The organism is Methyloprofundus sp. (genome assembly GCF_965251085.1).
GTDB lineage: Bacteria > Pseudomonadota > Gammaproteobacteria > Methylococcales > Methylomonadaceae > Methyloprofundus.
The window spans coordinates 3,147,178-3,160,661 of the sequence record NZ_OZ252594.1; the positions used below are offsets into that span (position 1 = coordinate 3,147,178).

Genomic DNA, 13,484 nt, shown 5'->3' on the forward strand with positions numbered 1-13,484 from the left:
AAAAAACACCCTGATGGAACAAGCGTTTTTTGTAGGATGGGCAAAGGAGGTACGACGTGCCCATCATGTTTTCGTTGATGGGCACGGATGAAGCCCTTTGCCCATCTACAGTGTTTATTTTGCTGTAACTACCCAGCTTGTCTGAGTAGTTACAGATTAACTAATGATTCTTAGATTCAACTAATAAGTGCAATTCATTTAATGCAGATGGAAATACCCAATGGCGATATCTTTTTGCAATTGTGCAGCGATAGGGTGGCTTTCATTATCGCCTATATCCGCATACTCCATATCGTCATATTGATCACTGCTTAGCTGCTTATAAGGAGACTTATCCAGCGGGTAAACTTCTTTAAGCTGAGTAATAATAATCATATTTCCCAACTGTTTCACCACGCGCGAGGGCAAGTTTAGCACGGGTATCCAGTCTACCTGATAACGATGCCCGGCAACGTTTCCCTGATAATTAACAGTCGCATATTCCTGGAATTTTCCACTTCCTTGTTGATGTAATTGCGTTAGGATCTCTGGAGGAAACAAACTGGCTCGCATTTTCCAGTTAGACTGTAGCCCTAAAATTTTTAAATCTGTAGGCTGGAATTCTAGAACAAACTTCCTGTCGTGATATAGCACTTGATAAACCACCATTTGCTGTCCATTGTATATCCACTTTTTCCCTAGACTCTGCTCCGCATTCGCGACTTCAAGCTGATTTTCAGCACGCCAAAAATACCATTGCCTGACTTTATGATCGTGCTGCTGATCTTTATCTATTGCATGAATAATGCTTTCAGTGGTCTGATACACACATGAGACTTTAGCCATTTCTGCGTAAACAGCAATACTTGTCATTAGCAGTGCGAGTATGCTTATAATTTGTCCCTGTATAAACTTCATAGGCATTGATACACCTCTCTTTCGGCAGTATAAAGGACCCTTAAAAAAAGGCACTTGGAAACACACATCATCCACCCTTGCTGGTCTGTTTGCCCGTCATCAGCCCTGTAGCAATAGTAACGTAGCCAGCTATGCGCCTATTGCTACAGCACCGATGACAAACTAAAATCCTGGCCAAATATTGGACGATTATTTATTTCCAGGTTTCTAAGGAACGCGCACGAAATAACTTAAGCAACTGGCTTGTTTTTTTATCCGTCTTCTGCGTTGTAGAAACTGTTACGTAGCTGGCTATGCGCCTGTTTCTATGTCTTGAATACGAATAAAAATCCTGCGCCAGATGCTCAACTTATTCCGTGCGCGTTCCTAACCCATCTTCGTGACTTATACAGTCAATTCCCCATTATTTCAATGAGTTAAATTTTTCAATCGGTCTCAGTTGGCACTACAGATTTCATATCAACGGTCGTTTTAATTTTTCCTATCGGGTCGGGGTTAATATTCAAAGCAGTATAGATTTGTTTTTGTCTGGTTTCTGCTTTGCTTGTGGTTCGCAAGTGAATGATTGTATCGTTATCAGTGGGTAAGGTAATGGTCAAACGTTGCTGGGTCGACATAATGTTGCGAATGCTTTCCCAGCTTAGATGAATGCCCTGCAGTTTAAGCTGATAACGCAGTGTATGTACCAAGTGGTAAGCTAATAATGTAATGAATAGCTGTCCGGTAACCCGGTCTTCTTTTTGGTGGTAGACAGGGCGCAAACCCAGTTCGGTTTTCAGGCTTCTAAAGGTCGCTTCAATCTCTGTGAGCATGGTATAGGTCGTCCATAACTGTTCTTCCGACCAGTCAGGGATATTTGTTCTTAGGCAGTACACACCACAGTGTTGATCTTTCTGGTCACTTTCAGGTTTACGTTTCCATTCGATACTGGTGGCTTTGTTTTTTTTGTCATCCGCCATGACGTTGATGGTGTAGTCAGCAGCAACGCGGCTATGTTTTTCACGTAGCCGGCCGATACGTTCCAGTATTTTGTCGTATTTTTTAAGGGTGCCTTTTTTGCTCAGGCCCGTGTGCAGTTTTTCCAGGGCTTCTTCCAGACGAACATGAAAGCGGTTACGGATACCTTGTTCTTTTTTTGCCTTTTGTTCTGAGTGACAATAGAGTCGGGTTTCCCTGGTTTCTGGATCAACTTCACGATACACAACGACATTACTGTCCGGGGTATCCCTGACTGTTACCGGGCTTTCCTGGTCTCTTGGGTTTTTTACGTGCTGTTCTCGACTGACGACGAGATAATGATAATCTTGTTCGATTAACCAGGCAACATTGTCGGCACTGGCAATGCCGGCATCCATGATAACCACCGGCTTTATTTGATGAAAGGGATCCTTGTCTCGCAGTCCCTCAAGCATGAGCTTCAGAGTCGCGGGCTCACTGGCATTGCCGGGAAAAACCTGACTACTCAATGGGAAACCGTCACCATCCAAAATCAGCCCCAGGGTCACTAGTGGACAGTCTGTGCGTTTCTCTTTGGAGCGACCGAATTGCGCTTTCGGGTTTTGGGTACATTGGCCTTCAAAATAAGTATTGGTCAGATCGTACAATACAATCTTGCGGTTTAAATTGAATAAAGTCTGCTCGCGGTTAGCCAGAAATGATTCAAGAGTTGCCTGGTGTTTGAGTAACTTGTCACTGACCGTATATAATCGTGTCAGGCTTGTATTGCCGTAGTCATGATCCAGCAGCTCACCCAGCCCCGTTCGATTTTGCAACCAATCATGTGTTTTCAATTCACTGCCGGGTGAAACTATACGTCCGATGATACTGCCCAGTGCTGTCACCGTATCGATTTTATTAAAGCCCAGTGCTGTGAGTTTCTCATCTAGCTGCAATTGCTGTGCAGCATGCAGTGCCAAGGTTTCCACGCCTATACTGCGGGCATTAATGGCTTCGACATGGTTAATATCAACAGAATGATAATCCCGTTCTGAGCTTTGTGAGTCTAGTGGTTGTGACAGTTTTGCAGTCATCAGTGCGCTATAGCGTTGAGCCGTTGCTTCCAGCAGTTGATTTAAATCATCAGCTAAATGGAATAGCTCTTCCTGATGGGGTTCCGAACCTTGTTGTAATTGTTCAATTCTGGCCGTTAGCAGGGGCCAATACTTTTTCTCGATAGTAAAGTCCGCACCTATATTGAGCAATGTGCGTTGCTTGACTTGTTTCCCTATACGAAAAGACTCAACAATGCGGTAAGTGAAATAAGCGGAGCCGTCTTCCAGACTCTTTGTTTTGGTTCTTCGAATATACATGCCACTAGCATCAAGGAAAAACCAGGAAAAATCAATAGGCAGAGCAAACTAAAATGGCACTACAGGAGCCTCAAAAAAAACACCTTTGATTTTAAAGGAGCTTTTTTGATGAAAATTTTATGCGAACGATAAATCAATAACTTGGAAAGATAAAAGTGACGAAGATGGGCTAAGGTTCTTTTGCTAAGCAATTACAAATTTTAATTTTATTTCATCGGAGGAAGACCAGACCTCTTACTCATACGTCCTGCTTTATTCATAATGTGAAAAATAACATTCTGCTCTATGGTTCCCTGAAATAAACTTGCCCCTGGGCCACTTGCATAAACAACAACATCTTCAGCGGCATGTGTTTCCGCTGCTAAGGGAACCAGAGCTTCCTGGTGAAAACCCTGACCCTGTGTATTTACATCCGTTAAATCGGCTCTAGTACCTGCTGCATTAGGGACTTTATAACGTGCTTCACCGCCTACGGCTAAATTTGCATACCCCAGGCCATTGATATAACCCAGCGTTGTATACGGAAGACCATCTAGTGCCAGTTCAGCTTTAATCTTAGGGTTACCCGCACCATCATTCATAATGACTTTTCCCAGAATAGGATTCCCACGTGTTGGATAACCGGCAATAGTAAAGACGTGGCTATGGTCTGCAGTAACGATAATTAAGGTGTCTTCAGGGTCTGTCATTGTATAAGCTGTTTTGACTGCATGAGCAAATTCGACTGTATCCTTAAGAGCTCTTTGCGCATTACCAGCATGATGGGCATGATCTATCCGCCCTGACTCCACATGCAGGAAAAATCCTTGTTTATTTTTTTCCAGCATTTCAATTGCTTTAGCCGTCATTTGCGAAAGCGAAGGTTCACCCTCAGTACCGGTCAGTCTATCTTCTTCATATTCCATATGAGTCATATTAAATAAACCCAGCAAATGATCAGTCACCTTAACATTAATTGCATCAAATTGAGCCTGGTTCCATATATAGGCCGAGTTTGTATATTCTGCAAGCCATTCGGCAGTCAGGTCGCGGCCATCTTCTCGCTCACCTTTGCCACCATTTTCGGGATCAGCACCCTTTATTCGCGGAAGAAAGTTTTTACGCCCACCACCTAATGCGACCTCTAGTCCATCACCATAGCGGTCTTTCAAGTCAATCAGCTGAGAAGCTATATCTTTACAACCTTTGCTATTGCTCATTTTAGAAGCATCACGGTCATCTTCATAATTACGTTCTGGAACATGCGCATAGGTTGACGCAGGAGTCGCATGTGTCAGCCGTGCAGTACTCACAATACCGGTAGACATACCTATTTCCTCAGCATGCTCTAATGCAGTGGTCAGTATATTTCCTTTTATCCCCGAGCAATTCCCGCGCGTCATCGATTGCCCTACACTAAGAACGCCAGCCTTGCTTTTCATACCGGTCATTATTGCCGTCATAGTGCCTGCAGAATCAGGAGTTTGCTGGTTGGTATTATAGGTTTTAGCCAGTGCCTGGTATGGAAATGTTTCAAAGAAAAGTATATTTTCTTCACCCGACTGCCCTTCCAACTGGCCCGCGTAAATTCGCGCGGCAGTGATTGTGGAAATCCCCATACCATCACCAATAAATAAGATAATATTTTTGGCTTGTTTAGTACTATTTTCGGCTATTTTGTTAGCCAGGTCCATTGCTTTTACTGTAGTCAGCTCGCCTTGCTTATACCATCTTAGCGAGTTTTCATCCGAGGTATCACCTAAGGGAGCAGCAATCGGCTGAGTCACAAGGCCCGTCATTATCGTCATAGCGATTATTACAATTCGAAGAACAGATTTCATCATTATTAAAGCTTTATTATGTAATTGTGAATCTATTAATAAAATAGTATAAGGGCAAGGCTTAAGTAGAATTATCTAAATTAAGATACCTGATTACCCATAATTCCCAGCTATACTTATAGCCGGAATCTAGAAGGTTGTACTTCGCACGGTCACGGTTGCAGTTATATAGTGAGCTGATTTTTGTCGATAGCAAGGCGCTGAAACTAGAGCATAGCTCTCAACAAAAATCGACTCGTTATAAAATCTGTAACCGTGTCCGCGCGAAGTATAAACACATCAAGATTTAGCAGAAAAATGCTCATTGTTGCATGAAAAAAGTTGGAGAGTTACGATTCTTGGCTCTCCCTATGAATTCTGCATAAAAATAAGTCCTGTTAGATAGGACTAGAGGCTTCTTTCTATACGCTAACCCTCGCATTCTTTTTCCCTTCTTTAATATTGATAGCAAAGACTAGACTTCTAATTTATCATGTCGACACCTACACATATTCTGTAAAACACTCAGTACTCAATGGATCAGGGGCTAAAGCCCTCCATTTCGCTGAGGCAGCGTTTCCAGAGTTACCAGCCTGTAAAATTTTACTGAGGATAGAATGAATAAATTTCAGCTAACAAAAAACCAGGTATTTCAGAAGATTAAAAACTCATATTTTCAAATTAAAGCCATGAGTCAGCTTAAGTATCTGTATCCTCATATACAACCCTATAAAACCGGCCGCCTTAAAGTTGATGACCGGCATGAGCTTTATTATGAAGAAGTGGGAAATCCTGATGGACAACCGGTTGTTTTTTTACATGGTGGACCAGGCGGTGGTATTGAATCAGACAATAGAAAGTTCTTCGACCCCAATTTTTACCGAGTGATTTTGTTTGACCAAAGAGGTGCGGGGAAAAGCACTCCAAAAGCCGACATAGTCAACAATTCCACTTGGGATTTAGTCTCTGACATAGAAAAATTAAGAACACATGTTGGGATTGACCAATGGATAGTATTTGGAGGTAGTTGGGGTAGCACTCTTGCGCTAGCCTATGCAGAAACACATCCTAAAAAAGTGAAGGCCTTAGCATTAAGAGGAATTTTTCTGAGTCGGCCAAAAGAGATCGAATGGTTCTATCAAAAGGGGGCAGGGAAAATTTACCCAGAAGATTGGGAAAAATTCATTGAGATTATTCCCGAACAAGAGCAACAGAATATTGCAGCCGCCTATTACAAGCGTTTGACGAGTGAAGATCCATTGATACGGCAACAAGCGGCTGAATCTTGGAGTACTTGGGAAGCCTCTTGTTCATTTGTGCAAAAAAGGAGAAGTAGCCTCAATGAATTTTCAGATGCGGATTTAAGCCTGGCCCGAATTGAATGCCATTACTTTATTAATAATTCTTTTTTTCAAACTGATAACTGGTTAATTGAAAATATTGATTGTATTCGCAATATTCCCTGCCAGATTGTCCATGGCAGACACGATATGATCTGCCCCATAGAAAACTGCTGGGACTTACAAAAAGCCTGGCCGGAAGCTAAATTGCATATTATTGAAGATGCTGGTCACTCTGCAAAGGAGCCTGGAACCGTTGACCGGTTGATTCGAATAATGGATGACTACAAAAATTTATAACCCCTCTCTGACTCACAAACAGAGAAGTCAAACCATTATGTTCCTGTTGATTTACTATTGATTTATCGACTGTCTTCCTGCCTCAACTAACGCTTGTCATTATGTGTAAAAATAGCAGAAAAATGAAAACTTTAATTAACCTAGAAACCGCAGTTGAGCACGGATTTTGTGGAAAATCTGAGTGCGAAAGACAAGGCACAGCTAGCAGGCAATGGCCGTAGCCCTTGGCAATAGCTGTAACGCAGTATTTCGCGCTCAGATTTATTCACAAAACCGTGAAGCGGAGTCTGTTTACCCTGCAGGTGATAAGTTGTTACGGTCATTATGCTTTACATTCAAATGCTTAGAGTGTTTTTTAGCGTTCAACTGCGGTTTTTAGGATTAAAGGAATAAGTTTAGCACTGTTATTGTGAATGAGTGCTTCAGCAAAGATAGATAATAAAATCGATGTTGAAGTCTTAACAAAATCTACTAAAAGCTGGGACGGTATAAATTTACCTAGCTATCTAAATGAACAATCTGAGATATCAATATTGAAAATCGTAATTCCCCCTGGCGCAGAATTGCCCTTACACAAACACCCAGTAAGGGAATCAAGGGGTCAGCCAGCTTGATTTCTATAGTCTTCACTTTTCCTATCTCCGTCATGCGCTGTAAGCTTTGTTGCTCTTGAAATTAATTTGCTTATCTCATGATGAAACCCACTAGTGCCATAAACTTCGCCTCGCATCGTTGCTTCTGTCATTTGTTGCACTTGCTCTGCTGTGTTTAGCGCATCAAATATTTTCTGATAACTTTCAGCCCTTAGTACAGAACTTTCAGCCAAATTCTGATATAGCTTATGTTCCGTGATTAAACTATTTTTTTCACCTAACGCATTATGTCAATAGCTTGACCAAGGATAGTCCGCAATATTTTTAACCATATTAGCCTTAACAGGATTCATTTCAATATATCGATAAAGGGTAAAAAGATAATTCTCGCTATCGACCAGGCATGACTTAAACCGGCCTTCCCAGATAGGTCCTGTTCTATTACGTGTTGCATTAAAAAAACGGACATATCGATTAGCTACCGCTTGCATAAATCTACTAAGCTGCTCTTTCTCCGCAGGGGTAATAAGGAGGTGTAAGTGATTACGCATGATGACATAAGCATGTAGGTGACAATCAGATTTAGATAGTACATGTGCAATATCTTCTGTCATGCGACTCATATCCTCTTCAGATTCAAAGATGTCTTGTCTGTTGTTACCCCTATGCATAATATGCACGGGTTGATTGGGAACGACGATTCTGGATAATCTGGCCATTGAGGAACTATATCGTGAATCAAAGGGTCAGACAGCTTGATTCCTATAGTCTTCACTTTTCCTATCTCCACCATGCGCTGCAAAAATAGGGTCATCAAAAATAGGATCAGATCCCGAATTGAGAATTCTGGTGAGAAAGTAAAAACTATAGAAATCAAGCTAGCCTCTTGAAAGCCCCCTTTAAATTATTCTTCGGTGGTGTGCGGAAGGCTGGAGAAACCAGCTCTTACCCGGTTATGCACTTTTTGCAGTAAAAACATGAATTAAATCTAGTTCTTTAGATTCAAGCTGTTTAGCCTTATATAAGTCCCATCTCAATTGTAAATTCAACCAAAAGTCTTCTGTCATATTAAAAAACTTTGCTAACCGAAGAGCTGTACTGGGGGTAACACCTCTTTTTCGATTGATTATTTCATTAACACGTTGATACGGAACATGAATTGATGTTGCTAATTCTCGCTGTGTAATACCCATTGGCTCCAGGAATTCTTTTAACAGCATTTCACCTGGGTGAGTTGGTTCTCTATTTGTTGGTATTCGTATCATGATAAAACCTTTAATGATAATCTACGATTTCTACATTATGCGGGGAACTCTGTTCCCAAAAGAAGCAAATTCTGTACTGATCATTAATACGAATACTATATTGCTCATTTCTATCCCCGCTTAATATTTCAAGCCTGTTTCCAGGTGGAATCTTTAATTCTTCAAGCAATCCCACCGAATCGAGTTGGTCTAATTTCCTTGCTGCAATTCTCCACAAAGTTTGAGGACACAATTTTCTAGCAGCTTTGGTATTATTGCCATTAAATATATCTTCAGTACCTTGATTTTTGAAGAATGCAATCATATAAACATAATAACACGGTTATCATGTTATTTCGATCTCGAGCCTTCTCCAATACGAAATGAGTCTGAAAGTAACCTCGTATTCTAATATAGAATGAGTCTAAACTGACAAAACCAGATAATCTGTTCATGATGAAGGAATGAAAGCCATCATGAATCTTAAAGCACTAAAAAATACGGAAGAATTACAATCATTTTTGGAGGGATCACAAGCGGTTGCCTTTAGCCTGCCAGGTAAAGAAAACCAAAAGGGTCAGTCTCGATTGAAACAAAAAGAACAAAAAGGGTCAGTCTCGATTGAAATTACTTGTTTCAATGCCAGCTCCTGGCTGTATTGAGCCAGTCAAATTTGATAATGCTCAACTCTTTTTGATGTTGTCAGTACAAACCAAAATTACAAATAAATATGTCCGATCAAGTTTGAGTCAGTACAATTCATTTTAGGGGTGGCTTCGTGTCATACTGCAGCGATTAAACGTAACATAGAAGTATTTTTATAGGCTATGTAGTCATTAAGTGGTAGTGACCACCTAAGTTATTGTTTTTAGGTGGCCATAGCAATAGATAAATACCTGCAATCATTAGCCTTTAAGTCTTACCAACAGCTAATGCAGACATAGCCTTTTTATACCCTAACCTAAAGCACCTGGAAACAAATAATCATCCATCTTTGCTGGTCCTTTTGTCCATCATCAGCACAATAGCAATAGCTATGTAGCCAGCTATGCGCCATTTGCTACAGCACCGAAGACAAGCAAAAATCCTGCCCAAATTATGGACGATGTGTGTCTCCAGGCGCCTGAGCATTACAAAGCCCCGCATTTTATTTTTTCTCCCGGGTATTTGAGAAATTTGGAACCGATAATCTTCACCTAACATTCTCTCCACTACCTGAGAAATAAATAAGTCAGTTTTATCAATGCTTAACCTCCGCGTTTTTAGCTTTTTTTTTTGATTGTTTCTTAACTCGCAATGAGTGCTATATTTAATCAATCAATTCTTTGTTAAAATTACCTTTAACCTAGAAAAATCAGTTGCTCACGGCCTCTAGCGCAAGCTATTGATTCCACAGCACTTCCAAAAAATACCCGCTTAACCTACGGGTGAAGCTAAGATTTTTTGAAAGTATTATATGAATTCAATATCTTGCACTATAAATTCGCGCTCAACTGATTTTTCTAGGTTTAAACTTTATGTCGTTTCATTGCGTATTATAGGCACTCGCTTATTCTGTGTGCCAAAGCATGCACCAAAATACCAATAAGAATATTTATTACATATGAAACAATACGTTAATACTTCACTCAATATTAAAGTACTGAATAAGATAACATAATGAACAAAGGTAAACTCTACATTATATCGGCTCCATCTGGCGCGGGTAAAACCAGCCTAATCAAGAAACTGGTACCTAACCTGAATCGTCTGATGGTGTCAGTTTCTCACACCACTCGTAGCCAACGCCCAAGTGAAATAGAGGGTATCGATTATTTTTTTACCTCAGTCGATAGTTTTAAAGAAATGATCAATAATTCTGACTTTCTTGAATACGCTCAGGTATTTGATAATTATTATGGCACAGCACAAAGCTCAGTCGAGCAAAGCCTGAAAAACGGCATCGATGTTATTTTAGAAATAGACTGGCAAGGTGCGGCACAGATAAGGCGCTTAATCGAAGATAGTATCAGTATTTTTATTCTTCCGCCATCCACAGAAATATTACGCCAACGTTTGCAAGGTAGGGGTCAGGACAGTGAAGAAACTATTAACCGACGCATGCAAGATGCTGTGAATGAAATAGTACATTATGCTGAATATGATTATCTGATTGTCAATGATGATTTTCATACCGCTCTAACCGAACTAAAGTCTATTATTCTTTCCAGACGTCTGGTAATAGAGCAGCAACAAGTGCAGCAAAAATCATTGCTCACTGATTTATTAGCCTAAACAAGCTAATTATGATTAAGCTGTACACCGGCATAAAATATAATACATTCAAAGCAGAAAAAGAGCTTATATGCACTAAAAATAATATTGTCAGCCGAGAAAAAATAGCCTCCCAGATTGCGACACTGAGTACATATACTTCGCGCGGCCGCGCGAAGTATATAATACCAATATGGAACGCTGCTTAATTGCTATGACTGTCAGTATGACAAAAGCGACTAAGCTCAGAGAGGTAGCAATATCGGCAAAACACCCTGAAATACGCCAAAAGCGCCTCTTTAGCTAACCGTTGAACACGTTTCAAGACACAAACCTACTGGCTTGACGTTGCAAATAAACGGATAAAACAAAAAAACAAATACAAACTAATGAACGATGCAATGATCAACAAACTGTATAAAGGCATTGAGTAAAGCGTGATAATCGCTGGAAAAGAGCTAATATGAACCAGTAATAATATGGTCATACGCACAAAAAGTGCAAGCCACACAGCGCCAGCCATGACAAATAAAACAGGTAAACGTCTTTGTTTGACATACACGAGAGTCATTGTAAAAAAGGCAACAAGCCCCAGTATTAACAAAAATGGAAAAATGCTACGAAAAAATACCAGCAACACCTGTCGTGACTCATAAGTAATCTCCTCCTCCGAAGAGAACACAGCTGTCAAAGTTTTTTCCCACTCTAATTTCTCAAATACAAGCTTCAAGTTTCCGATCAATAAGGGTTCTAATGCCGTGTAATCCTGATCTTCATCTGGAATTTTTACATTTAATTTCTCTTCACCATTCATACTAATATGAATACGACATTCTCCAGTGCAAGCAGTTATTAGCGTAAATGGGGAATATTTTGGGGAACCTGGTATCAATGAACCCTGTTTTAAAGCATAAGAAAAATTCTCCCCTTTATTATTCGATATTTGTATTTCAATTTTATATAAATTCTCATTGGTAACGGCATATTTTCCAGTAATTGTTGCGACTTTTTTAAAATGGAAACGGTCCTGGCTATGTAAAAGGTTCAGTACTGCCAACTTTTCTGCAAATACCCCATCCAGAGATGATTTTAAGCCTATATTCCTTGGCTCCATTTCGCTAATTAACAGCATTTTATATAATTGCTCTATAGCATCAGGGATAGAGTCTATATCTCTCTGTGCAATTTTGGGCATATGTGCCAACAAGCTTTTTTCACAGATGACTTGCCCAGAGTCACAAGCCTTGTTTATTTCGCCCGCCATACGTCCAAAAAATTCAGCTGTTTCTGCGGGTGTACGATAATACCCAAGATCAGCGACAGCATCTCGTAACAACCAGATAAACCATCCTCCGGCATACTCACCACTACAGGTCCAGGGATACAGGTCGCAACCAAACTTCAGCCACCCCCGCGCACCAGGAGAGTTAAAAAAGGGCCTTAGTCTTGCAAAGCTGGGGCTTACTTCAAAAATACGTTGTATCGCCTCCTGAGATACTGGCACATGAGAAATCATCCCTCCCTCGCGAACGCTTTGCAAGCCAGCCAAGGCTTCCTTAAAATTCTTTTCTTTTATATCTACACCAACAAATTTTCCATAGACTTGTTGGTTAGTAAACTGAAACGCAAAATGCACACAGAGAAAGCTTAATAAACATACGCAAACCGAACTAAGCAATATTTGTTTTAAACAACGCCTACGCCAACATTGTACTAATGCAAATGCTATTAATACTCCAATGCTAGGTAAAATCCATACCCCCTCTTCCCTTGTCAGCCAAAGCCAGGCAAATGTGAGGCCTGCTAATATAGCTGATGAGCTGCGTTTAAGCAGAGTATCGGCAATAAATAAACTAAAAATTAGCGCGGATAAGCCCAATAAAAACTGATCCGGATAAATCTGGTCCCGAATAACTCGACCATTCGAAATAACCAGCGGTACAAAGAGAACAGCACTGAATAGTAAACTTGTAAATAACCTTGAGCGACTTAAACGATACACGCACCAGGCAAAGAAACTGACTGCGATAGTATGGAATATTGCGACCGAGAGAAATAAGGGTAGCCCGATAATATGTGTTAATGCGAGAAAAAAAGCATACCCCGGGCCTTTCATTAAAGTAAATTGCGAAAAGCTTCCCAGCCAGTTTCCATGAATCAATGAATACGCCAAGTTGATAAACAGGCGATCATCGTGTATCCCATACATGCTCAGAATCCAGGGCATATGATAGTACATGAAAATATACAATAGACAGGTAGATAGCCATAGTAAAATCAGTATGTTCTGCGTGGAGAATAATTTTCCATCTACCTGAATTGCGGACAAACTTGATTTATTGTCACGCATAGGCTCAACCCGATCGCTTGAATCGGCAAACACCCAGCAAGAAGAAACAACGTAGCTTATACCACTGGTAAATACCGTAGCCAGACCTGATAATAACAACGGTGATACGTCAGTATACGAAACAGATACCTGAGTAAAGGTCGCCGCAAAGGTCGCACAACAAGCCTGCAATACCGCATAACGAAACAGCGTCACTGAATGTGGAGCAATGGAGCGAAAAGCCCAAAATTTCTGACCCAAATAAGCAAAACCAAACGAGCAGGTATAGGCCAGCAGACTTGCTATAAAAGCGGGTAGCTCTGTGTAGGTCAAAAACAGGTAGCTACAAATAAAATACACCAGCGCGCCTAAAACACCGACGACTATAAAGCGTACCGTTTTCCAGTTTAATTCAATCAC

General features: G+C 40.7%; 11 protein-coding genes. 3 read left to right on the forward strand and 8 right to left on the reverse strand.

What is annotated here, in order from left to right:
• Positions 1-198: 198 nt before the first annotated feature.
• The 3 genes from ACQY3F_RS14605 to ACQY3F_RS14615 all read right to left on the reverse strand — a co-directional run bounded on the left by ACQY3F_RS14605 (position 199) and on the right by ACQY3F_RS14615 (position 4,984).
• Positions 199-903 carry a hypothetical protein gene (locus tag ACQY3F_RS14605; protein ID WP_428355642.1) on the reverse strand — a complete coding sequence of 235 codons (705 nt, stop codon included), beginning with the start codon at positions 901-903 and terminating at the stop codon, positions 199-201.
• A gap of 419 nt (positions 904-1,322) precedes the next feature.
• Positions 1,323-3,206: an IS1634 family transposase gene (locus tag ACQY3F_RS14610; protein WP_428353388.1), complete on the reverse strand. Its 1,884-nt coding sequence runs from the start codon at positions 3,204-3,206 to the stop codon at positions 1,323-1,325.
• Between the two features lie 206 nt (positions 3,207-3,412).
• Positions 3,413-4,984: an alkaline phosphatase gene (locus ACQY3F_RS14615; RefSeq protein ID WP_428355644.1), complete on the reverse strand. Its 1,572-nt coding sequence runs from the start codon at positions 4,982-4,984 to the stop codon at positions 3,413-3,415.
• Positions 4,985-5,622: 638 nt separating this feature from the next.
• Between ACQY3F_RS14615 and pip the strand changes: the two genes are divergently transcribed.
• On the forward strand, positions 5,623-6,645 hold the full coding sequence (pip, locus tag ACQY3F_RS14620; RefSeq protein ID WP_428355645.1) for a prolyl aminopeptidase: 1,023 nt from the start codon (positions 5,623-5,625) through the stop codon (positions 6,643-6,645).
• 601 nt (positions 6,646-7,246) lie between these two features.
• On the opposite strand, the gene ACQY3F_RS14625 is transcribed toward pip, so the two are convergent.
• The 4 genes from ACQY3F_RS14625 to ACQY3F_RS14640 all read right to left on the reverse strand — a co-directional run bounded on the left by ACQY3F_RS14625 (position 7,247) and on the right by ACQY3F_RS14640 (position 8,807).
• On the reverse strand, positions 7,247-7,471 hold the full coding sequence (locus tag ACQY3F_RS14625) for a hypothetical protein (RefSeq protein ID WP_428355646.1): 225 nt from the start codon (positions 7,469-7,471) through the stop codon (positions 7,247-7,249).
• A gap of 57 nt (positions 7,472-7,528) precedes the next feature.
• Positions 7,529-7,957, reverse strand: a complete 429-nt coding sequence (locus tag ACQY3F_RS14630) for an REP-associated tyrosine transposase (RefSeq protein WP_428355647.1) — start codon at positions 7,955-7,957, stop codon at positions 7,529-7,531.
• Positions 7,958-8,191: 234 nt separating this feature from the next.
• A complete protein-coding gene (locus ACQY3F_RS14635; protein ID WP_428355648.1) occupies positions 8,192-8,503 on the reverse strand; it encodes a HigA family addiction module antitoxin in 312 nt (103 codons plus the stop codon).
• Between the two features lie 10 nt (positions 8,504-8,513).
• A complete protein-coding gene (locus ACQY3F_RS14640; RefSeq protein WP_428355649.1) occupies positions 8,514-8,807 on the reverse strand; it encodes a type II toxin-antitoxin system RelE/ParE family toxin in 294 nt (97 codons plus the stop codon).
• Positions 8,808-8,958: 151 nt separating this feature from the next.
• Between ACQY3F_RS14640 and ACQY3F_RS14645 the strand changes: the two genes are divergently transcribed.
• Positions 8,959-9,144: a hypothetical protein gene (locus ACQY3F_RS14645; RefSeq protein WP_428355651.1), complete on the forward strand. Its 186-nt coding sequence runs from the start codon at positions 8,959-8,961 to the stop codon at positions 9,142-9,144.
• 997 nt (positions 9,145-10,141) lie between these two features.
• On the forward strand, positions 10,142-10,756 hold the full coding sequence (gene gmk / locus ACQY3F_RS14650) for a guanylate kinase (protein WP_428355653.1): 615 nt from the start codon (positions 10,142-10,144) through the stop codon (positions 10,754-10,756).
• 313 nt (positions 10,757-11,069) lie between these two features.
• Here gmk and ACQY3F_RS14655 read toward each other — a convergent pair whose 3' ends face one another.
• Positions 11,070-13,484 carry a GtrA family protein gene (locus ACQY3F_RS14655; protein WP_428355654.1) on the reverse strand — a complete coding sequence of 805 codons (2,415 nt, stop codon included), beginning with the start codon at positions 13,482-13,484 and terminating at the stop codon, positions 11,070-11,072.